Consider the following 23,145-nt stretch of genomic DNA (forward strand, 5'->3'; position numbering starts at 1 on the left):
GCAGGAGACTCCGAAACTACTGAAAAACACATTAGGGCACTAATATCCTTTTCAGTGGTCTCGGGTGCTTGTAACCTGTCCGCAATCTTAGATATTATAGCATAGGCAGTCACTTTAATCAAGGGATTTTCAAAGGGGTCAGACCCCTTTGCACGCCATTATCAGAATATTCTCACCTTTTGCATTTTAAAAGAGCCCCAAGGCCTTATTTCCCGCCTTAGAGCTCTTTATCATTTGACAGTTATCTGATAACTGCCGACTATTTTTTCTGATGATCCTTCGGATTATTTTCTTAATCCAAGTTTCTCGATCAATGCACGATATCTTTCAATATCTGACTTTTTCAGGTATGCCAGCAGACCACGTCTCTGTCCTACCATCTTAAGAAGACCTCTTCTTGAGTGGTGATCCTTCGGGTTTGCTTTGAAGTGATCTGTCAGTTCGTTGATTCTTGCTGTCAGAATTGCGATCTGTACTTCCGGAGATCCTGTATCTCCCTCACTTCTGCCATACTCTGCGATGATTGCCTGTTTCTTTTCTTTTGCGATCATGTTTTGTTTCCTCCTTTTATTTTCTTTGATAAACCGCCTGGCATTAAGCAATGGTCGGAGTGATCCAATTACCGAACACCGGCTGAATTCATACTCGGTTAGTATAGCATAAGACTTTCGGTATGTAAAGCAGTAATTTCCTATTTATCTTCACTATTTATCTTCCCTATTTATCTTCATTACCTTCACGATTCATTTCTATTCATTTTTCTTATCTGCTTCCCCATGTCTGCGCCTACTCTTCGTCCTCCTCCGACTCATCCACATCCTGAGGCTCTAATATGGCAAAGGCAATATTCGTGGCATGGTCAGCCACACGCTCCAGCCCGGAGATCGTATCGGAAAATATCATCCCTGCCTCCGGGCTGCATTTGCCCTTCGTCAGACGCTTTACATGTGCCTTTTGAAGCTTCTTCTCACGCTCATCCACTTCATCCTCAAGCGCAATGACTTCCGCCATATGTGCCTGACTGCGGTTTGCAAACATATCAAAAGAGTACTCCAGCGTCTTTTCTACCAGATCCATCATTTCCTGCAGCTGCTTGACGCCCTTTTCGCTAAAGGAGATATGCCTCTCGATCCTCATTTTTGCAGAGTCCGCAAAATTTTCCGCATGATCGCCGATCCGCTCGATATCGTTAGCCACATGGAACAGCCCGCCGACCATCTTCGCATCCGCGATCGGAATATCCATCTCATTGATGCGCACCAGATAATTGGTGATCGCTTTATTTAAATAATCGATATAACCTTCCTGTCTATAGACCTCCGCGATCTTTTCCTCATCCAGCGTACATAATGCATCCATTCCGCGCTTCAGATTCTCGATCGCCAGCTCTCCCATATGCTCCAGCTCTTGGATAACTGCGATGACCGCCGTTGTCGGTGTGATCATAGTACTTTTCCCGATATACTTCAGCTCGTACGCATCTTCCTGAGAAGCATCCTCCCCCGGGATGATGACATAGGTTGCTTTTACAACCCAGTTCATAAACGGGAACAGGAATACAACCTCGCAGATCTTGATCAGCGTATGTGCATTCGCTACTGCTCTGCCCGGATTTCCGCCGGATACCTTCATGATCGCATCCGAGATCGGATTCAGCGCGAACATCAGGATTATAAAAATGATCAGAGACCCAAAAATATTGAACAAAAAATGGATCCATGCCGCTCTTTTGGCATCTTTTTTGCCTCCCAGGCTGGCGATGAGTGCTGATACGCAGGAGCCCATATTGCATCCCAGGATCAAAAAGAAACAGATCGGGATATTTAAAAGTCCTTGGGACGCCATCAAAATGACGATACCAACTGTTGCAGAGGAGCTCTGAAGCACCGCCGTAATCCCGAATCCAACTAATATAGCAGCCAATGGATTGGTCAGTGACTTTAACAGTCCAACCATATGCGGTGACTCCCGAAGTGAGGACATAGCGTCACTCATCGTACTCAATCCCATAAAAAGAATACCGAATCCTAAGATCACTCCGCCGATCTTCTTGACGTTCTGCTTCTTGCTGAACATGAACATCACAACACCGACAATCACAAAAAGCGGCGCGACGTCTGAAAGATTAAATGCGATCAGCTGCCCGGTAACCGTTGTACCGATATTCGCTCCCAGGATAACCCCGGCAGCCTGATACAGGTTCATAAGCCCTGAGTTGACAAAACTTACGACCATTACTGTGGTTGCACTCGAAGACTGGACCACGGCCGTAAATAGGATTCCGACCAGCATCCCGACGAATCTGTTCTTCGTGAAGAATTCCAGGATAGAGCGCATTCGTGCACCTGCTACCCGTTCCAGCCCGTCGCTCATCATCGTCATCCCGAATAAAAATAATCCGAGCCCTCCTAACAGCAGAAAAATAGTTGTTATACTCATTTGTACCTACCTAATCTCTTTCTCTATACTTCCAAAGACAACTTTTGAAAATAGTGCTTTCCATATGCTATATCACGGTCTACCTGTGCCTTTAAGTCCTCCACAGAACCAAATTTCGTTTCCGGACGCTCAAAAGCACAAAATTCTACGGTAACCTCTTTCCCGTAGGCATCCCCCTCGTAACCAAATACAAATACCTCCACTAAAAGTCTGGACGACTCCGTAACGGTTGGTTTGATCCCGACATTGCCGATCCCGCCGAACCATTGTCCGTCTACCTGCACCCGGCAGGCATACACGCCAAATTTCGGCATGATCTTTCCATTTGACGGAGCCACATTCATTGTGGGGAAGCCAAGCGTACGCCCCAGGCGTCTGCCATGCTCCACCACCCCGGACATATGATAAGGGTAGCCTAAAAGTTTACCGGCAAGCTCAACATCCCCTAAGGCAAGCGCTTCCCTGATATAGGTGCTGCTGATCTCCCTCTCACCGTACATTTCCTTATCCAGTACATCCAGACGGTATTGATATACGTCCGCATATTCAGCCAGCATACGCACATCACCGCGCTTGCCGTGTCCGAAGCGAAAATCCCTTCCCACGGCAATATAAGAGGCATGAAGCCGCTCTGCCAGCACTTCCTTTATAAATATCTCCGCCTCCATCTCCCGGATCTCCCGGGTAAAAGGGCACTGTATCATGCAGTCTGCCTGATTTTCCAGATGCGCCCTGCGTTCTTCATTTGTAAGCAGTGATTCCCGCTTCATATCAAAGGAGAACACTACACTTTCCAAATTCTCTCTTTCGGCCGCTTCCACGACTCTGCTGACCAGCTTCTGATGTCCTTTATGAAGGCCGTCGAATTTTCCCAGTGTTACAGCTGTCTTTTTGTTTCCCTGATAAGAATCAATATCTGTATAATACCTCATGTCTATCCCCGCAATTCTTCCTGGTCCAAAAACATTTTTTCCAGCTTGTATTCTTTTCTTTTTCCGTGATAACGATAGATCCCGATGAATCTGCCGTCCTCATCATAGACCCTGATCCCTGCTTGGTCCCTAAATGCTTCCTTGCGGCAGGCACTGCCCAAAGTGTGCGTCTTATTCCCGGAATCTGGCTGTCCAGACTGTGGTGCGGCCTCTGGTCTTTCCCGCAGAAAACATGCCTGAAGCGGATTCCCGTTATAAGAAAGAGGCGCATGCTCCTTGTCTACGACTAATGCCGGATATTCTGAAAACATCTGATCCACAGGACGGACAATTTCCATGAGCCTGCCTTCTGTCTTCAGCTTTTCAATCTCGCCAAGCCTAAGGCTGTCTTTCAGTGAAAAGCAGCTCACCTTTGTCCGCAGGAGCTCCTCCATGCAGGCACCTGTATGAAGATCCCTGCCGATATCATGGCACAGTGTACGGATATAGGTTCCTTTCGAGCAGTCCACCTCCATCGTTACACGGGGAATCTCGATCTTCTTGATCCGGATGTCATAGATCTGCACCTTTCGGGCCTTACGCTCCACTTCTTTCCCTTCCCGGGCAAGTTCATAAAGCTTTCTGCCGTTTACTTTCAGTGCAGAATACATCGGCGGAATCTGTTCATATCCGCCGATGTATGATCGTATACACTCTTCTATTTTTTCCACAGTCAGAAGGCTTGTATCCTTTTCTTCCAGAACGGTGCCTGAAATATCCTGTGTATCTGTCGTCTTTCCAAGCAAAAGGACTGCTTCATAGGTCTTATCTTTTTCTGTCAGCATATCACACAATTTTGTTGCTTTTCCCAGACAGACCGGCAGTACCCCCTCGGCATCGGGATCCAGAGTCCCGGTATGGCCGATCTTCTTCTGCCCCGCGATCCCCCGAAGCTTGGCAACTACATCATGTGAAGTAAAGCCTTTTTCTTTGTATACATTGATGATTCCATTTATCATATCGTCTTCCTTACACTCGTCCTTCTATAGTCAAAACGGATATTCATGATCCGCTTTGCTCCTTCCTTGATGAGGTTAAATACCGACTTGTGTTCCGTCAAAAATCCTGTTTTAAGCTTCCAGCTGAAGTGCAATCTGCCCTGTTACGTTATTGATCACGTCATGGCTGGAACCTGTCATGCTGAAACCGGCTGCCCGCACATGTCCGCCGCCGCCAAAGTACTTGGCGATCACGCTGACATCCACCTTCCCTTTGGAGCGCAGACTGACCTTGAACTGCCTGTTTTCTAATTCATACATAAACATGGCCACTTCCACGCCTTTTGTCTGCCTAAGCTGGCTTACGATCCCTTCCAGGTCACTTGGATGTGCACCGTAAAATTCCAGCACCTTCTGATCCACGACCGAAACGATACATTTCTTATCCAGGACCAGAATGCTTTCTAACAGGGCCCTGCCCAGAATTTGATTCTGCACATAAGTCTTCTCATAATAAGTCCGGTCGATGATCTCATTGCCATCGATCCCTTTTCTCATCAGCTCAGCCGCAGCCTCCATCGTCTCCGGTGAGGTGCAGGAATACTGGAATACCCCCGTATCATGGGCGATTCCCATGTAAAGTGCCTCCGCTGCGGGACGGCTTATCTTCTCTATGTCAAGCAGCCGAAAGACCAGCTCTGACGTGGAGCTGGCATCCGGCACAATGTAATTGATATCTGCAAACGCCTCATTGCTTACATGATGATCGATACACAGGGTCTGTTCTGCCCCCCGAAACAAAGGTGCGGAAAAGCCCAGACGCTTTTCATCGCCGCAGTCCAGGCAGATAAACAGATCATACTGCTTATCCGCCGGGATCTGGCTTTTCACTTCCTCTGTCTTTTGGATGATCTGATAAGCCTTTGGCACCTCTTCCAGATACACGTCAGTCTCAAGATGAGGGTACTGCTCTTTTAAATACAGATACAGCCCCATACTGGAGCCTACACAGTCCCCATCCGGGCGGATATGCCCGCCCAGAGCGACTGTCTTTTTCTCCTTTAGGATATCAGATAACTGTACATTCATTTTACTCATCCTCGTCTTTCAGATCTTTCGTCAGCTCGTCGATCTTCTTGCTCATATTTACTCCATATTCTATCGACTGGTCTATGATGAATTTGATCTCCGGAGTGTTCCTCATATTAATCGTCCTTGCCAGCTCACGTCTGATATATCCTTCCGCGCTCTGGAGGCCCTTGATCGTATCCTCCTGTGCCTTCTTGTCGCCAAGCACACTGATATATGCTTTACAGGTTTTCAGGTCAGGAGCCACCTCTACAGCTACGACAGAGGTCATGGGCGCAACTCTCGGGTCCTTGATCCCTCCGCGCAGGATGTTGCTTAATTCACGCTGCACTTCTGTATTGATCCTTGTATTCTTAATACTGTTTTTTCTCATAAATGCTCCTTCACACAACCGCTGCAAAATCTACGGTCTTATTTTCTTTCAATCTCTACCATCTTGTAGGCTTCCACAAGGTCGCCTTCCTTGATGTCATTATAACTCTCAAATACGAAACCACACTCGTATCCTGCACGTACTTCCTTCACGTCATCTTTGAAACGCTTCAGGGATGCAAGCGGTCCGTCAAACATTACGATTCCGTCACGTGTCAGACGCACGGAACAGTGTCTTTCAAAGATACCATCCAATACATATGAACCTGCAATGGTCCCGACACCGGATGCCTTGAATGTCTGGCGTACTTCTGCGTGTCCAAGCACCTTTTCCTCGAAGATCGGATCAAGCATACCCTTCATGGCTGCCTCCACATCTTCGATCGCATTGTAAATGACTCTGTAAAGTCTCAGGTCTACGCCTTCACGGTCTGCGATCTCTTTCGCTGTTGCATCCGGACGCACATTGAATCCAATGATGATCGCATTGGATGCAGAAGACAGGATCACGTCTGATTCATTGATCGCACCTACACCGCCATGGATGATCTTGATAACAACCTCATCGTTGGACAGCTTTAACAGACTCTGCTTCAATGCCTCTACAGATCCCTGTACATCGGCTTTCACAACGATATTGAGTTCTTTTAAGTTACCTTCCTTGATCTGTGTGAACAGATCATCCAGGCTCATCTTGGACTTCGTATCATCAAGCAGTTTTACCTTGTTCTGTGAAATAAAGGTCTCTGCAAAGTTTCTTGCTTCTTTCTCTGTGTCACATCCTACGAAAACCTCTCCTGCATTCGGTACATCATTCAGTCCCAGGATCTCCACCGGCTGTGACGGGCCTGCCTCTTTCACTCTGCGTCCCTTGTCATCCATCATAGCTCTGACTTTACCGTGTGCGGAACCGGCTGCAATGGCGTCTCCTACATGGAGAGTTCCCTTCTGTACAAGTACAGTTGCAACAGAACCTTTTCCTTTATCCAGCTCTGCCTCGATGACCAGACCTCTTGCGGCACGGTCCGGATTTGCCTTTAATTCCATTACTTCTGCAGTCAAAAGGATCATCTCAAGTAAGTCCTTGATACCCTCTTTCGTATGTGCAGATACCGGCACGAAAATAGTGCTTCCGCCCCAATCCTCCGGGATCAGCTCGTACTCTGCAAGCTCCTGTTTTACCCTGTCAATATTCGCACTTGGTTTATCGATCTTATTGATCGCTACAATGATCTCGATCCCGGCTGCCTTCGCATGGTTGATCGCCTCCACTGTCTGCGGCATCACACCGTCATCCGCTGCCACGACCAGGATCGCGATATCTGTCGCATTGGCACCGCGCATACGCATAGCCGTGAACGCCTCATGTCCCGGAGTATCCAAAAACGTGATCTTCTCGCCGTTTGCCTCCACCACATATGCACCGATGTGCTGTGTGATACCGCCGGCCTCGCGGCCGATCACATTGGTATGACGGATGGCATCCAGAAGGGAGGTCTTACCATGGTCAACATGGCCCATGACACAAACTACCGGAGGACGTTTCACCATTTTGCTTTCATCTTCCTCTTCCTCTTTCAGAAGCTCTTCGATGACGTCAATAACCGGCTCTCTCTCGCAGAGCACATCAAATTCCATTGCGATCTCTTCTGCAGTCTCATAATCGATCTCCTGGTTTACAGTCACGATCTTGCCCTGCATGAATAATTTCTTCACGATCGCAGAAGGAACCAGTTTCATCTTGTCAGCAAGCTCTTTGATGGTCAGTACTTCTGGAAGGATGATCTGTTTGATCTCTTCCACTTTCTTTTCTACCTGCTTCGGCTGCGGCTTTTGAACCTCTACAACCGCCTTCTGCTTTTTCCCCTTCTTGCCCTTGCTGTCAAAATCTTTATCTTTGTATTCTTTTTTCTTGTAATCTTTTTCTTTATCCTTTGCCTTGTTTCTGGATGCTTTCTGCTGCTCTACCAATGGTGTCGGCATGTCATCCCTTCTGTTATCACGGCGTTCTCCCGGACGGGAAGACGTATTTCCTCCGCGCTGGTTATTTCCTGCATAGCCGCCTCCCTGACGCTGGGAGTTTCCTGCATAGCCGCCTCCCTGGCGCTGAGAGTTTCCTGCATAGCTTCCGCCCTGACGCTGGCCATTTCCTGCATAACCGCCTCCCTGACGCTGAGCGTTTCCTGCGTAGCTGCCTCCCTGACGCTGAGAGTTTCCTGCATAGTTTCCTCCCTGACGCTGGTTATTTCCTGCATAACCGCCTTCCCGACGCTGGTTATTTCCTGCATAACCGCCTCCCTGGCGCTGGTTATTTCCTGCATAGCCTCCGCCCTGGCGCTGGCCGTTATTATTACGGCTTCCCTGGCTGTCATAATTTCTGTCCTGTCCGCCGCGGTTATTATTATATCTCTGACCGCCCTCTGTATTCCTCTGATTCTGAGAATTGTAATTTCTCTGTCCAGAAGACTGGTTCGGTCTTGAATCCTGGGATGCTGCGGACTGTCTTGGTGTTCCCTGTGCTGCCGGACGCTGTCCTGCTGCTCCCTGGATGCTCTGGCCCTGAGTTGTTCCTGCAGAGGTCTGCGGGGAAGCCGCTGGCTGCTGACGCTGTGCACTTTCTGCTGCGTGTCCCTGTCCTGTGGTCTGCGGGCGCTGTCCCTGTCCTGAACCTGCCGGACGTCCTCCCTGCGGGCGCGCTCCCTGGGTGTTCCCAGCCGGACGGTTTCCCTGAGGACGTGCTCCCGGATGGCCGCTGCCCATACGGGAGCCGCTCTTAGAATTCTGCGGACGGAATACCTGCACGATATTTTTCTTCTTTGGTGCGCCGTCCTCAGCTGCCTTTTCACCCTCAGCAGGCTTTGCCTGTGCCGGCTTCGCTGCCGGAGCAGGGCTGCCTTTATGGCTCTTTCTTATATTGTCCACCACCTCATCGGCTAAAGAACTCATGTGGCTTTTCACCTCAACGTTCTTCTTTACTAAAATATCCATCAGTTCTTTATTTTCCATCCCCAGCTCTTTAGCCAGTTCATGTACTCTCATTTTTGTCATATTAACTACCTCCTTTATGCAATTGTATTGTCTTTCGTTTCTAAATGTTTTCGAATTCCCTTTGCAAATCCTTCGTCCAATATCGCCAGAGATGCACGGAATTCTTTTCCCATTGCATGCCCTAAGGTATCTTTATCTCCGTAAAAATAAATTGGAACCTTATAAAATTCACACATATCACGAAACTTCTTTTTTGTATTGTCTGATGCATCGTCCGCGACGATCACCAGTGCGGCCCTTCCTGACTTCACTTCCTTCTCTGTCATGAATTCTCCGCTCACTGTCTTACCCGCCTTTGTCGCAAGTCCGACCAGAGATAACGCTTTACTTTGTATCAATCTCGTTCATCTCCTTTTCCAGACGCTCATATACTTCGGCAGGGATCGCCTGCTTGAAGGAACGCTCCAAGCCTTTGCTTTTGACTGCCTTTTGGAAACACTCCTTTGAGCAGCACAGATAAGCACCGCGGCCATTCTTCTTCCCGGTCGCATCCAATACAAATTCCTCATCAGCTGTGCGTAAGACGCGTATCAATTCCTTCTTCGGCTTCATCTCGCCGCAGCCAACGCATTTACGCATCGGTATCTTCCTATTGTTCAATCATTCCACCTCTATTCACCATCTGTCTCGATGAATTCAATCTCTTCATAATCCTGCTCTACCGGATTCTCTGCCGGCTCCTCATAATCCTGCGGATATTCTTCTTCATAACCGCCGTCATATGCCTCCCCGGTATATCCGTCTTCCATCATTCCCATCTGCTCCATGTAATCTTCCGGGAGCTCTCCTGATTCGATGGCCTGTGTCTCACTCTTGATATCAATCTTATATCCGGTCAGACGTGCGGCAAGTCTTGCGTTCTGTCCTTCCTTACCGATCGCCAGAGATAACTGGTAGTCCGGTACGATGACACTTGCGGCCTTCTCATCCGGGTCAGCCATAACGGAAATAACCTTTGCAGGGCTGAGTGCATTCTCGATCAGAAGCGCCGGATTTTCATCCCAGTTGATGATGTCGATCTTCTCGCCGCGCAGCTCATTGACAACCGCGTTGACTCTGGCACCGTTCATTCCGACACATGCGCCGACCGGATCTACATTCTCATCGTTAGACCAGACTGCCATCTTTGTACGGGAGCCTGCCTCACGTGCGATACTCTTGATCTCCACGGTTCCGTCCTTTACTTCTGCAACCTCTGCCTCAAACAGACGCTTCACAAGCTCAGGATGTGTACGGGAAACAAGGATCTTTGGTCCCTTCGGTGTATTCTTCACTTCTACAACGTATAATTTGATACGCTCTGTCGGCTTGAATACTTCCCCTTTTACCTGCTCGTTCTCTGTCAGCATTGCATCGGCTCTTCCCAGATTGATACTTATATTTCTTCCCACATAACGCTGAACAATACCTGTTACGATATCTTTCTCTTTTTCAAAATACTGATCGTATACAACTTTACGCTCTTCTTCTCTGATCTTCTGTAAGATCAGGTTCTTTGCATTCTGTGTTGCAATACGTCCAAAAGATTTGGACTCGATCGGTATCTGGGCAACATCTCCGATCTGCAGTGCAGAGTCGATCTTTTCCGCGTCCTCCAGGCTGATCTCGATAGCCGGGTCAAACACTTCCTCTACAACTTCCTTCTCCGCATACACTGCATAGTCGCATGTCTCGCGGTCCATGATGACTTTGATATTATCTGATGTTCCAAAATGGTTCTTGCATGCGCTGATGAGAGAATTCTCGATGGCATCCATCATTGTATCTTTGCTGATGTTCTTTTCCTGTTCAAGAATTGTCAATGCTTCCAATAATTCTGTATTCATTATTATTTCCTCCTAAATTAAAAATCCAAAGCTAAGCGGATAAGCGCGATCTCACTTTTGTCGAAGGTCTGAACAGACTCATCTTCGTATTCTATCGTTACAGTATTCTTATCATAGTCTTTTAAAATTCCGACAAACTCCTTCTGGCGGTCGATCGCCCGATATGTCCTGATCTCCACTTCCTCGCCCAGACTGCGCTTAAAATCTTTCTCCTTTTTAAGCGGCCTGCCAAGTCCCGGGGAACTCACTTCGAAGATATACGCATCTTCTATATAATCCTTTTCATCCAGAATATCTGAAAACTTCCTGCTGACTGCTTCGCAGTCATCCACGGTGATCCCGCCCGGCTTATCGATATAAGCCCGCAGATACCATGTTCCGGCCTCCTTCACATATTCTACATCCACCAGTTCGAAGCCGAACCCTGTCACGATCGGTTCCAAAAGCTCTTCTGTCTTAAGTTCATACTGTTCTTTTCTTGACACGCTAAACTCCCTTTCTTTGCATTTGTTTTCTATACATGATCGTTAGAATAAGTCACCCGGAAGTGATATATACCGGCCGGAAGTCCCTCAAATCATGGTGAGACCCCCAGCAACAAAGAAGAGTGAACTTTCGTTCACTCTTCTGCCGGGTTCCTATGTAACTGTGGTAAGTATAGCACCTTTTTCCAGGAATTGCAAGGGGCAAAGTTTATACTTTTTTCATTTGACTTCTTATCCTCCCCACTTAATTCCTGTTTTTCGTCCCCAGTGTATCCCGGTGTGCCTGTCGTAACCGGTTCAATGTCACTTCTTTCTCTCCGTAAGCCACCTTCGTCTCTATTCCCTCTTCGAACAGATACACGTTCTCTAATTCATCCTTCTTCTGCAGCTTGATCCCTCTGACACCGACAGCGCCTTTCTTCTTCTCCGGCACCTCTTCTGACGGAAACCTAAGGAAATACCCGCCTTTCGTCTGAAGCACCACATTCTGATTCTCGTTTACAACACTCACGCTGATCAATGCATCTTCATCCTGCAGCTTCGTCGCCGCGATCGTCCTTTTGGCTACCTGGAATTCCGTTCCTTCCACCTTCTTAATCATGCCCTGCTTCGTGGCAAACAGTAGCTTGGCAAAACGCATCTGCTCGGCATCGCAGACCATGATGATCTGCTCCTCACTGCTGGAATAATTGCTGACATTATCGATCGGTGTTCCTTTATCCCGGAACTTTCCATATGGCAGATCCAGCATTTTTACCTGATGCATCTTTCCGGTATCCGTAAAAATACAGATCTTCCCGGTATTCATACAGTGTACAATATACTTATTTTCGCTGTCTGCCGCTTCTTTATTCCTCTCATACGCAGCAACATCGATGGTCTTTGCATATCCAAAGCGGTCCATCAAAAATACTACTTCCTGTTCTTCGATCTTCTTCTCTTCAAAAACAGCCTCCGCAGCATTTTCGATTGCCGTGCGGCGTTTTCTTCCGTATTCCTTCTTATAAGAATCCAGTTCTGAGATGATCAGATCTGCCATAGAATCATAATGGTTCAAAATATCCTCATAGCGTGCGATATTCTTCATGGTCTCTTCATGCTCTCTCTGGAGGGCTTCGATCTCCAGACCAATCAGCTTATACAGGCGCATCTCAAGAATCGCTGTTGCCTGGCGCTCTGTAAACCTTAAGAGGGAGGCCATTTTTTTAGAGATCTTGGACTTAAATGTGATATTCTCTGTCACACCGCTGACCAGACAGGCACGGGCATCCTTCACAGATTTGCTGCCCCGCAGGATCTCTATGATCAGATCGATCACGTCACATGCCTTGATCAGACCTTCCTGCACTTCTCTCTTCTCCTGCTCTTTTGCGAGCAGTGTGGTGTACTTCCTCGTCATCAGTTCAAACTGGAAGTCCACATGGTGCTCAATGATCGCTTTCAGGCCCAGTGTCTCCGGTCTGCCGTCAGCAACCGCCAGCATGTTGACACCAAAGGTATCCTCCAGCCTGGTCTTTTTGTAGAGCATATTTTTCAGGTTCTCTACGTCTGCACCCTTTTTGAGTTCGATCACGATACGGATCCCCTCTTTTGATGACTGGTTGGAAATATCCACGATATCACTGGTCTTCTTAGTCTCCACCAGATTGCAGACATCGTTTAAGAACTTTCCGATCCCGCTGCCGATCATTGTGTAAGGGATCTCCGTGACAACAAGCTGTTTCTTGCCTCCCTTTAACTCCTCCACTTCCACCTTGCCGCGAAGCTTGATCTTCCCCTGTCCTGTCTCATAAATATTGAGAAGATCATCCTGATTGACCACGATCCCTCCTGTCGGGAAATCCGGGCCTTTGATATATTTCATCAGCTGCTTGGTACTGATCTGGTCATTTTTCATATATGCCTTGACCGCATCAATAACCTCGCACAGGTTATGTGTGGGGATACTGGTCGCCATTCCGACTGCGATCCCTTCTGCACCGTTAACCAGCAGGTTGGGCACACGCACAGGCAGGACAAGCGGCTCTTTTTCCGTCTCGTCAAAGTTCGGTCCAAAATCGATGATATTCTTGTCCAGATCAGCCAGATATGCTTCCTGCGTAAACTTAGTCAGTCTTGCCTCTGTATAACGCATAGCCGCAGCGCCGTCCCCTTCAATGGAGCCGAAGTTGCCGTGCCCGTCCACCAGGATCATCCCCTTCTTGAAGTCCTGAGCCATCACGACCAGGGATTCATAGATGGAACTGTCACCGTGAGGATGATATTTACCCATCGTATCACCGACAATACGTGCGCACTTTCTGTAAGGCCTGTCATAGCGGATCCCAAGCTCATACATATCATACAGGGTCCTGCGCTGAACCGGCTTTAGGCCGTCTCTTACATCCGGCAGAGCCCTGGCGATGATGACGCTCATTGCATAATCGATATATGATTTCTTCATAACCTCAGAATATTCGGTTCTGATAATCTGTGATTCACTACTACTCATTCTCTATCTCCTGCTTCTAAGGCTTAAGTCCCGTTCTGCCGGGTCTTTGCCATTCCTTCTTTTATATATCCAGTTCCGCGTCTGTTGCATTTTCATAAATAAACGAACGTCTCGGCGGCACTTCCGTGCCCATCAGCATCTCCGTTACACTGGATGCCATGAGTGCATCCTCGATCTCCACCAATTTCAAAAGTCTCGTCTCCGGATTCAACGTCGTCTCCCACAACTGATCTGCATCCATCTCTCCCAGACCTTTATATCTCTGGAGGGTAAAAGGTCCGTCGTGAGTCTTCCTGTATTTTTCCAGTGCCTTGTCATCGTAGAGATACTCTTCCTCGCCCTTTTTCGGCATGACCTTATACAACGGAGGCATTGCAATATATACATGCCCCTCATAGATCAGCTCCGGCATAAATCGGTAGAACAGGGTCAGCAGCAGTGTGGAAATATGGGCACCATCCACATCGGCATCGGCCATGATGATGATCTTATCATAGCGCAGCTTGCTGATATCGAAGTCATTGCCATACCCTTCGGAAAAACCACATCCAAATGCATTGATCATTGTCTTAATCTCAGCATTTGCCAAAACTTTATCGATACTCGCCTTCTCCACGTTCAGGATCTTACCTCTGATCGGCAGAATGGCCTGGAACATTCTGTTTCTCGCTGTTTTTGCGGAGCCGCCGGCAGAGTCTCCCTCAACAATGAAGATCTCACACTTTTTAGCATCCCTGCTCTCACAGTTCGCCAGCTTCCCGTTGCTGTCAAAGGAATACTTCTGCTTTGTAAGGAGGTTCGTCTTTGCCTTCTCCTCCGTCTTACGGATCTTGGCTGCCTTTTCTGCGCAGGACAGCACTTTTTTCAGGATTTCCACATTACGGTCAAAATATAAAACGATCTCATCCCCTGTTACTTTTCCGGTCGCTTTCGCCGCATCAGGGTTGTCCAGCTTGGTCTTTGTCTGGCCTTCAAAACGAGGATCCGGGTGCTTGATGGATACGATCGCCGTCATTCCGTTTCGAATATCCGCCCCTGTAAAATTCGTATCCTTTTCCTTTAAGATCCCCAATTCTCTTGCATACTGGTTCATAACTGTGGTAAAGGTGGTCTTAAATCCGGTCAGGTGGGTTCCGCCTTCCGCATTATAAATATTATTACAGAAGCCCAGAACATTCTCATGGAATTCATTGACATACTGCAGTGCAACTTCGACCTCCACACCCTCAGAAGTCCCTTTAAAATAAATCGGATCATGAAGGGTCTCCTTCTTCCGGTTCAGATCCTTGATAAAACCGATGATGCCATCCGGTTCATGATAGACGATATGCTCCGGTGACTCGATCCGTTTATCATCAAAAATGATTGTCAGCTCCGGGTTCAGATAAGCAGTCTCATGGAGCCTGCTCTTAATCTCCTCCGAACGGAATCTTGTCTTCTCAAAAATCGTATCATCCGGCAGGAAATTGACCTTCGTCCCCGTCTTCCTGGTCTTTCCGATAACCGGCAGCAGGCCGTTCTCTAATTCGATCACCGGTACTCCGCGTTCAAACCTGTCATGATGGATCGCGCCCTCCCGAAAGACCTGCACATCCATATAAGTAGAAAGTGCATTGACAACAGATGAACCAACCCCATGAAGTCCGCCGCTTGTCTTATAGGCGGAATCGTCGAACTTACCGCCCGCATGCAGTGTGGTATATACGATACGCTCCGCAGATACCCCCTTTTTGTGCATACCGACAGGGACGCCCCGTCCGTTATCCTCAACGGTCGCCGAGCCGTCCTTTTCCAGTGTCACATGAATCTGCGAACAATATCCCGCCAGATGCTCATCCACCGAGTTATCCACGATCTCATAGATCAAATGGTTCAGACCTTTTGTCGAAACACTTCCTATATACATACCAGGCCGTTTTCTGACTGCTTCGAGTCCCTCCAATACAGAAATACTGTCTGCATCATATGTATTCTTATTTCCCATAGTCCCTCTCCTTTTTACATTCATTTCATCTTAGCACAAATCCCCGATCCATTCAAGAAGCTTCTTTTCCGCAATGATACGGGATATTAGATAAAGAGCCCCTGAGAGGATACAGGAATACAAGGCAGACTATAGATTCGCAGAATGAACCCTATCCGCTTAGTAATATTACCTAATTCTCCCGTGCCTCCCCCCAAAGACACCGCTTGTCTCTACAAACCGGATGAACGCAGCCTGCAAAAAGCCGGTGAGGGAGGGCCAAAGGAAGGTCTCTGCTGTTTGGAATGCATCGAGCGTGATTAGCAGCAGTTAGGAAAAACGCGGAAAACCGGGCGGATAACAGCTGCTTTACCAAGCAGCTGTTAAAGACGCCTGAGCCGCCTAATCATCAGATTAGGCGGTGAATGCGGCTGGTTCCGCCCGATTTTCCGTGTTTTTTCTTACTGCTGCTTATCCATAGCGCCCTGCATTCCAAACAGCAGAGACCTTCCTTTCGTCCTTCCTCACCGGCTTTTTGCAGGCGGACTCTTCTACCCGCAGATCACATGATAAAGCGTATCTGCCAGCACTTCCATCGCGTTTTTCATTTCCTCCACGGTATTTGTCTGTGCCCCAGCCTCGACCAGCAGTGATTTTGGCAGGAGATGCAGATTGTACCGATATCCTCTCAGATAAATATGTCTCGCAAATCCGGGATACCTGCTCTCGGAAGCCAGCTCCATCTGCAGCGAAAATGCCAGGTTATCCTGTATGTAAGGATTATAAAGATATGCAATATCACCGTTTGTTCTGGTCCGGCTCAGGCCGTTGAAATACATAATTTTTGCGGTAGGCTTCCCATTGACCTCCGTGACAAGATGTGTCCCCTCTGCTACACCGTCCCTGTGCAGGTCGATAGCCACCTCCAGTGTTGGATTCGCCTCAATGATCGGGCGCACAGAGGCTTCCGCATTCTCATATGCACTGCTGCGGTCCAGCTGGCCGTTGATGATATCATACACTCCGGTATCGTGGATCGTCTCGATCCCTTTTTCATTCAGAAGCTGGCAGAGATATTCCCCAATCCCCACAATACTCGTACTTGGATCTCCGGGTGTGGAATCTGCAAATTCCTCCTGGGAATGGGTATGGAAGATCAAAACTTTCGGACCGCCTGTACTTTGGTCGATCTTCATGCTTCTGCCAAGCAGATCATCTACATTTAACTGTTCCGGTCCGATCATGGTAGAGCTGTCTACAGTATAAAAATTACTGAGCAGATAATCAAAATCCCTCAGCTTCTCTATTGACATATCAATCGGCGACTGCCCCTGCTCCACGGATGGTTCCTGTTTTGCAAGTGTATCATCTCCCACCAGTTTTCCGTTTTCATCCACCATATTTTCATCGTTCGCCTGACACTCCAGAATCTTTGCGATCGTCTCTTCATCCTCCATTGCAGATTCATAGGGCTTCTTTTGTTCCGCGTACCTGACCAGGGGAATCCAGGAAAGGGCCTTTTCCTTTACCCACCCGGCAGCATCCATTCCCGGTTCTCTTTTTAGATAAGCCAGGCTTGGCATGTACATTTCTTCTGTATATTTTAGGATCGTTTTCTGGCTCTCATATCGAATTTCATTCACCGCGTTATTACCGCTTATGTAAAAAAAGCCAAGACATATCAATACTCCGAAAGCAGCCAGAACAATGCGGATCACAGCTGTTTGCTTCATATACCGCCTTCTTTCCAAAAAGTTCCGGGTAAAAGGCCAGCTTATGGAGAAGAGGCTTATACCCTTCTCCATATATATGACCGCTTAAGACATAATATGATTTTTCTTATGAAGGCTTACGCCTTGGCTGCTTCCTCTGCGTTCGTAAAAAGCATGTTCAGGCTCTCGGAGACCGTATAGCTGATCTGTTTGACCATCTCATCAATATCCTTAGGTGTCACGAACATTCCATTTAAATGAGGAGAGATCAGTTCCTTCACCAGTTCATATTTTTCCGCGGCATTGTAGGTCCTAAGAACATCTCCCACTCCTTTTAATACCTCTGATGTTTCCAGTGCATTGATCAGATTTTCCATAGTGTCATTGACGATCGTAGCGGCATCCACCACAGTCGGCACACCGATCGCAATGACGGGAACACCGAGAGATTCCTTGGTCAGCCCGTTTCTGTGGTTGCCCACGCCGGACCCCGGATGAATCCCTGTATCCGCGATCTGTACGGTCCGGTTCAGTCTCCTGCTGTTTCTTGCCGCCAGGGCATCTATGGCAATGACCAGATCTGGATTTGTCTCATCCACAACACCCTTCACGATCTCCACCGTCTCCATTCCCGTCTGTCCCATAACACCGGGGACGATCGCGCTGACCAGGTTCGCGTGCTCCATTCCCATGGCATACTTCCCATATTCCCTCACAATATGCCTGGTCACACAAAGATTATCCACCACATAGGGCCCCAGTGCATCCGGTGTCACCTGACGGTTTCCAAGGCCGACGATGAGTACGGACAGATCTTCCTTTCCCAGAAGTCCCAGCCGTTCGATCAGCTCTTTGATATAGCCGGACAGTTCTTCGGAGATCTCCCTGTGATATCCCTCATCAGGCAGAGCCATATTCGGAGCCTCCACGGTCAGATATGTGCCCACCGGTTTTCCCATCACCCTGGCCCCCTTCTCCGTCTCAATACGGACCCTGGAAATACGGATCTCCCGTTCCTCATCATACTCTTCCTCGAGGACGACCCCCTGCACCTCTACATTGTCGGATTCAAACCTCTCCTTCTCCTCCAGGGCAAGGTCCGTCCTCACACTATACTTTTCCAACATCTTAAAGTCCTCACTTTTCCTTGACATCATTTGAATATAATGCTAGTTTTTACATTTTTTTGGGAAATATGTATTGACAACCATTGTTCCTTATCTTAAAATGAATGAGTATGTTCCGTTGAAACGTCCGTGTCCGATTTTAGCGGGATCATGAAAATCACTATTTGAAAATTTCACATATTTGGAGGTGTACAGATTGGCTAACATTAAATCTGCTAAGAAGAGAATTTTAGTTAACGAAACAAAGGCTGCAAGAAACAAAGCGATCAAGTCTAGAGTAAAGACTGCTGTAAAGAAAGTTGAGACTGCAGTAGCACACAAGGATGCAGAGACTGCTAAGACAGCATTGCACGCTGCAATCGTAGAGATTACAAAAGCTGGAAGCAAAGGTGTTTATCACAAAAACACTGTTGCAAGAAAAATCTCCCGCTTATCTAAAGCTGTCAACGAGATTGCTTAATTTTTGTAATGATATAGACTCAAAAGCACCCACTCCCGTCAGGTGGGTGCTTTTTTCGTCCCTATATCTATCTCATGCTATCTATCCCTCTACACGGGGCATCCCTGAATGCATGTCCGGCCGGATGCACCAAAGATCTGCCTACAGCTTCGCATATCCAAAGCTGTTGATCAAGCCCTCGATCTTCTGTCCCGCCTTGCACATCGGGCACTCATTCGGTGCGTACACATGATAGTCCGGAAGGTCCGAGCTGGTGAAGATCGTCTTAACCTCCATCCCCGCAACCTTGGAGATCGCACTGAATACCGCACAGATCCCGCACACCACGCCTCCATAATAAAGCACGGATTCGATGGCCTGATAAGCAAGAGCCCCGGTTGCCATGGAGTCGGTAAGTATAAGAACCTGCTTTCCCTGGACCATCCGCTGATTGTTATCACGGAACAAGATCTGCCCGGAGGAATCAAACTCCGGAGTTACCACAGAAATGTTATTGCCGCCGCTCATAGAAGCATTGGTGCTGTCAGCAAGTGCCTCGGCCATAAAAGTGCCGATAACTTCCGTGTTCTTTAAGCACACGATCGTATCTACCATGGTGTTCATCAGATACTCTGCAGCCAGAGTCCGCGCAGTCTCCCGTGCGTTATTATGGCGGGTCTTGACTGTTGACATATCAATGTAGGTATTTACATGGGAATGCCGCGTCGCAAAATGACCGCTCATAATCTTAATGCGGGCTTTCGGGTTCTTTGTCGATCGTAAATTTACTAATCTTTCATCCATACTGCCATCTCCCTTCCGGTAAAATCAAACATTACGTTCTGTGAACTGTTATTTATATTTTACCACAGTCTGACCCGTATTTCATAGACCTGTACCAAAAGATTTACAGCATTTTGACAAGGCAGGTTACCATTCGCCCGCCATCCGCGAAAACAGAACTGCTGCTTCCCTGACGCGGTCGAAAATCTGCTTTCCTTCCCCACAGCCCTTATTCTTCCTGCTTTAGCTTTAGCTTTGGCCAGACCGTGATGAGCATGGTCACAAAGCTTGCTGTCCCCCCGATCGCATTTGACACCGGCTCCGCCCAGAATACACCTGCCGTCCCCAGCCCATTGATCAGCGGAAACAAAAGGGTCAGCGGTATCACAATGATCACTTTTCGAAACAGGGAAAAGAACACCGCCTGTTTGGGCCTGTTCAGTGCCACATAAGTGGACTGCCCCGAAAATTGCAGTGCCATCATGAATATCCCGCAGAAATAGATCCGCATTGCCGGAATCCCCGCCCGGATCAGCTCCGTCTCACTTGTGAACAGCCGCAGGAAAAATGCAGGCTCAAAAAACAGGACCGCCCACACCAGGCAGGTAAAGATGATACAGCTGCCTGACATGAACTTGATGGACTTCTTTACCCGGTCAAAGCATCCTGCACCGAAGTTATAACTGATGACCGGCTGTGCACCCGAGGTCAGCCCCGTGACCGGCATGGTGATGATCTCCCTCACGGAATTGATGACTGTCATGATCCCTACATATAAGTCTCCGCCATACCGGTACAGTGTGGCATTACATACGATCTGCACCGCACCGTTCGTCACCGACATAACGAACCCCGAAGTTCCCAGTACCGTAATTTCTTTTACCAGCGTTTTACTAAGCCTCATAGTCCTTCGCTCCAAAGTCAGGATCGCCTTTTTCCCCGTCAGGAATCTAAGGACCCAGGCCGCCGACAGTCCCTGTGAAATGACCGTTGCAATGGCTGCGCCCCTGACTCCCATATGAAACACAAAAATCAGAAGCGGATCCAGAAGGATATTGGTCACCGCGCCTAAAAGCACTGTCAGCATCCCCATTTTCCCAAATCCCTGGGCATTAATGAAATTGTTCATCCCCAGGCTTACCATCACAAAGATGGTACCGCACAGATAGATGGTGATATAGGCATCTGCATAGGGGAACGTTACATCACTGGCTCCGAACAGATATAAAAGAGGCTTTTTAAACATCAGACAGAGCACCATCAAGATCCCCCCTGATAAGAGCAGCAGGGAAAAGGAGTTTCCCATCACTTTTCCTGCCTTCTCCTCATCATGCCCGCCTCTTGCGATGGAACAAAGCGGCGCTCCGCCCATTCCAAAGAGATTCGCAAACGCCGTGATGATCGTGATAATAGGCAGTGTAAGACCGATCCCGGTCAGCGCCTGCGCGGATGTATTCGGAATATGACCGATGTAGATCCGATCCACAATACTGTATAATACATTGATCAGCTGTGCCAGTGTCATAGGGAGAGCCAGACTCAAAATATTTCCGGCGATACTCCCCCGGCTGAAATCATTCTTTTCTTCCACTAAATCCCCACTCCCTTATAGATCAATAAAAGTAAGTAAAACCCCAACGCCTGCCTATTCGCAAACGCCGGGGTCCTGCTTTTTATTTATCTGCAATATCGATTAGTTGTTGATAAGCTTATCTTCGTCACTCCAGCTGTACAGCTTTCTTACTTCCTCACCGATCTTCTCTGCCGGATGCTCTGCTGCAAGCTTTCTCATTGCTCTAAAGTGAGCCTGGCCGCCAGCCTCAGACATATCAAGCAGGAAGTCTTTTGCAAAAGAACCGTCCTGGATGTCGCTTAAGATCTTCTTCATTGCCTTCTTTGTATCTTCTGTGATGATCTTCGGCCCTGTGATGTAATCGCCATACTCTGCAGTATTGGAGATAGAATATCTCATTCCTGCAAAACCTGACTGGTAGATCAGATCTACGATCAGTTTCATCTCATGGATACACTCGAAATATGCATTTCTCGGATCATATCCAGCTTCAACCAATGTCTCGAAACCTGCCTGCATCAGTGCACATACACCGCCGCAGAGAACTGCCTGCTCACCGAAAAGGTCTGTTTCTGTCTCTGTTCTGAATGTAGTCTCTAAGACACCGGCTCTTGCTCCGCCGATTCCCAGTGCATAAGCAAGTGCAAGGTCAAGTGCTTTGCCGGATGCATCCTGCTGAACAGCTACCAGACAAGGAACACCCTTTCCTACCTGATATTCGCTTCTTACTGTGTGTCCTGGTCCCTTTGGTGCGATCATTGTAACGTCTACATACGGAGGCGGAACGATCTGTCCGAAGTGGATCGCAAAACCATGTGCGAACATCAGCATATTGCCTTCTTCCAGATTTGGCTCGATATCATTTTTATACATTGCTGCCTGCTTCTCATCATTGATCAGGATCATGATGATATCTGCTTTTTTAGCTGCCTCAGCTGCTGTAAACACTTCAAATCCCTGTGCTTCTGCTTTTGCCCAGGATCTGCTTCCTTCATACAGACCGATGATCACATTGCATCCTGATTCCTTTAAGTTCAATGCGTGTGCATGGCCCTGGCTTCCGTAACCGATAATTGCGATCGTCTTTCCTTCTAACATAGAAAGGTTACAATCTTCCTGATAATAAATTTTTGCTGCCATCTTGACATTCCTCCTAATTCTCTTTCATCCGTCCCGCAGACAGACGATAAATTGCTTGTTTACTGAACATACTCGTGTCCAATAGATTTATGAGTTAAAGGCTTATCACCTCTAGCTTCTGTATGTAATATAGTGCCGCCGTGACAAGGCTTTGGGGTGCATCCGCTTTAATCAATAAAGGTAACGCCCTCGATCCCTCTGGCGAGTCCCGTGATCCCTGTCCTTGCCAATTCCAGGATCTCATAGCCATCCAGCAGATTTAAGAATGCTTCCAGCTTGGACTGGTTCCCTGTCAGCTCGATGATCATGGACTCTTTCTCCACGTCTACGATCTTCGCCCTGAAAATGTCGGCAATGGAGATCACCTCCGGACGCTGTGCTGCATTTGCCCGGATCTTCACCATGATCAGCTCTCTGTAGACGGATTCCCCATCCTTCAATACTTTGATCTCGATGACATCCTCCAGCTTACGGACCTGCTTCTCGATCTGGGATAAAATCAGTTCATCGCCGCTGGCTACAACCGTGATCCTGGTAAATCTCGGATCTGCCGTCATACCTGCCGTGATACTGTCAATACTGTATCCCCTCCGGCTGAAGAGTCCTGCGATCCGGCTTAATACACCCGGATTATTATCGACCAGCAATGAATATACCTGTCTTCTCATATGCTTCCCTACTTTCTTAATACAATCAGAATCGTAAAAACAGAGTGCGTTCTGTTTTTTAATCATAACAAGTTCCTATTT

Annotated in this window: 20 protein-coding genes; 1 reads left to right on the plus strand and 19 read right to left on the minus strand. The window is 47.8% G+C overall.

Annotated features, from left to right (window positions below):
• Nucleotides 1–284 precede the first annotated feature (284 nt).
• The 15 genes from rpsO to gpr all read right to left on the minus strand — a co-directional run bounded on the left by rpsO (nt 285) and on the right by gpr (nt 18,461).
• Nucleotides 285–551 carry a 30S ribosomal protein S15 gene (rpsO, locus tag AC4OGX_RS20965; RefSeq protein ID WP_493332805.1) on the minus strand — a complete coding sequence of 89 codons (267 nt, stop codon included), beginning with the start codon at nt 549–551 and terminating at the stop codon, nt 285–287.
• Between the two features lie 235 nt (nt 552–786).
• Nucleotides 787–2,439 carry a Na/Pi cotransporter family protein gene (locus AC4OGX_RS20970; protein ID WP_493332806.1) on the minus strand — a complete coding sequence of 551 codons (1,653 nt, stop codon included), beginning with the start codon at nt 2,437–2,439 and terminating at the stop codon, nt 787–789.
• Nucleotides 2,440–2,462: 23 nt separating this feature from the next.
• Nucleotides 2,463–3,371: a bifunctional riboflavin kinase/FAD synthetase gene (locus AC4OGX_RS20975; RefSeq protein WP_493332807.1), complete on the minus strand. Its 909-nt coding sequence runs from the start codon at nt 3,369–3,371 to the stop codon at nt 2,463–2,465.
• Nucleotides 3,372–3,373: 2 nt separating this feature from the next.
• On the minus strand, nt 3,374–4,369 hold the full coding sequence (truB, locus tag AC4OGX_RS20980) for a tRNA pseudouridine(55) synthase TruB (RefSeq protein WP_493332808.1): 996 nt from the start codon (nt 4,367–4,369) through the stop codon (nt 3,374–3,376).
• A 111-nt stretch (nt 4,370–4,480) separates the two neighbouring features.
• The gene (locus AC4OGX_RS20985) at nt 4,481–5,437 is read right to left on the minus strand and encodes a DHH family phosphoesterase (protein WP_493332809.1); all 957 of its coding nucleotides are present in this window, start codon (nt 5,435–5,437) and stop codon (nt 4,481–4,483) included.
• Between the two features lies 1 nt (nt 5,438).
• Complete coding sequence (gene rbfA, locus AC4OGX_RS20990; RefSeq protein WP_493332810.1) at nt 5,439–5,810, minus strand: 30S ribosome-binding factor RbfA; 372 nt, start codon at nt 5,808–5,810, stop codon at nt 5,439–5,441.
• Nucleotides 5,811–5,848: 38 nt separating this feature from the next.
• Nucleotides 5,849–8,857, minus strand: coding sequence for a translation initiation factor IF-2 (gene infB / locus AC4OGX_RS20995; protein WP_493332811.1), 3,009 nt, complete (start codon nt 8,855–8,857; stop codon nt 5,849–5,851).
• 14 nt (nt 8,858–8,871) lie between these two features.
• On the minus strand, nt 8,872–9,195 hold the full coding sequence (locus AC4OGX_RS21000) for a L7Ae/L30e/S12e/Gadd45 family ribosomal protein (protein WP_493332813.1): 324 nt from the start codon (nt 9,193–9,195) through the stop codon (nt 8,872–8,874).
• Nucleotides 9,182–9,436 (minus strand): RNase P modulator RnpM, encoded by a 255-nt coding sequence (rnpM, locus tag AC4OGX_RS21005; RefSeq protein ID WP_216240811.1) that lies wholly within the window; start codon nt 9,434–9,436, stop codon nt 9,182–9,184. The genes AC4OGX_RS21000 and rnpM overlap by 14 nt, the downstream gene beginning before the upstream one ends.
• Nucleotides 9,437–9,468: 32 nt before the next feature.
• The gene (gene nusA / locus AC4OGX_RS21010; RefSeq protein WP_493332814.1) at nt 9,469–10,683 is read right to left on the minus strand and encodes a transcription termination factor NusA; all 1,215 of its coding nucleotides are present in this window, start codon (nt 10,681–10,683) and stop codon (nt 9,469–9,471) included.
• Between the two features lie 17 nt (nt 10,684–10,700).
• A complete protein-coding gene (gene rimP, locus AC4OGX_RS21015) occupies nt 10,701–11,168 on the minus strand; it encodes a ribosome maturation factor RimP (RefSeq protein ID WP_493332816.1) in 468 nt (155 codons plus the stop codon).
• Between the two features lie 244 nt (nt 11,169–11,412).
• Nucleotides 11,413–13,659, minus strand: a complete 2,247-nt coding sequence (locus AC4OGX_RS21020; protein WP_493332817.1) for a DNA gyrase/topoisomerase IV subunit A — start codon at nt 13,657–13,659, stop codon at nt 11,413–11,415.
• Nucleotides 13,660–13,720: 61 nt separating this feature from the next.
• A complete protein-coding gene (locus AC4OGX_RS21025; RefSeq protein WP_493332818.1) occupies nt 13,721–15,643 on the minus strand; it encodes a DNA gyrase/topoisomerase IV subunit B in 1,923 nt (640 codons plus the stop codon).
• Nucleotides 15,644–16,173: 530 nt separating this feature from the next.
• Nucleotides 16,174–17,355, minus strand: coding sequence for a stage II sporulation protein P (locus AC4OGX_RS21030; protein WP_493332819.1), 1,182 nt, complete (start codon nt 17,353–17,355; stop codon nt 16,174–16,176).
• A 116-nt stretch (nt 17,356–17,471) separates the two neighbouring features.
• The gene (gpr, locus tag AC4OGX_RS21035) at nt 17,472–18,461 is read right to left on the minus strand and encodes a GPR endopeptidase (protein WP_493333057.1); all 990 of its coding nucleotides are present in this window, start codon (nt 18,459–18,461) and stop codon (nt 17,472–17,474) included.
• Between the two features lie 196 nt (nt 18,462–18,657).
• Here gpr and rpsT point away from each other — a divergent pair, with 196 nt between their 5' ends.
• Nucleotides 18,658–18,921, plus strand: a complete 264-nt coding sequence (rpsT, locus tag AC4OGX_RS21040) for a 30S ribosomal protein S20 (RefSeq protein ID WP_493332820.1) — start codon at nt 18,658–18,660, stop codon at nt 18,919–18,921.
• Nucleotides 18,922–19,062: 141 nt separating this feature from the next.
• On the opposite strand, the gene AC4OGX_RS21045 is transcribed toward rpsT, so the two are convergent.
• The 4 genes from AC4OGX_RS21045 to ilvN form a co-directional block, all read right to left on the minus strand.
• On the minus strand, nt 19,063–19,704 hold the full coding sequence (locus AC4OGX_RS21045; RefSeq protein WP_493332822.1) for a type I phosphoribosyltransferase: 642 nt from the start codon (nt 19,702–19,704) through the stop codon (nt 19,063–19,065).
• Between the two features lie 208 nt (nt 19,705–19,912).
• Nucleotides 19,913–21,274, minus strand: a complete 1,362-nt coding sequence (locus AC4OGX_RS21050) for an MATE family efflux transporter (RefSeq protein ID WP_493332823.1) — start codon at nt 21,272–21,274, stop codon at nt 19,913–19,915.
• A gap of 102 nt (nt 21,275–21,376) precedes the next feature.
• Nucleotides 21,377–22,396 (minus strand): ketol-acid reductoisomerase, encoded by a 1,020-nt coding sequence (gene ilvC / locus AC4OGX_RS21055; protein WP_493332825.1) that lies wholly within the window; start codon nt 22,394–22,396, stop codon nt 21,377–21,379.
• 167 nt (nt 22,397–22,563) lie between these two features.
• Nucleotides 22,564–23,064: an acetolactate synthase small subunit gene (gene ilvN, locus AC4OGX_RS21060; RefSeq protein WP_216240757.1), complete on the minus strand. Its 501-nt coding sequence runs from the start codon at nt 23,062–23,064 to the stop codon at nt 22,564–22,566.
• Between the last annotated feature and the right edge of the window lie 81 nt (nt 23,065–23,145).

It is taken from the genome of Faecalicatena sp. (genome assembly GCF_058819085.1).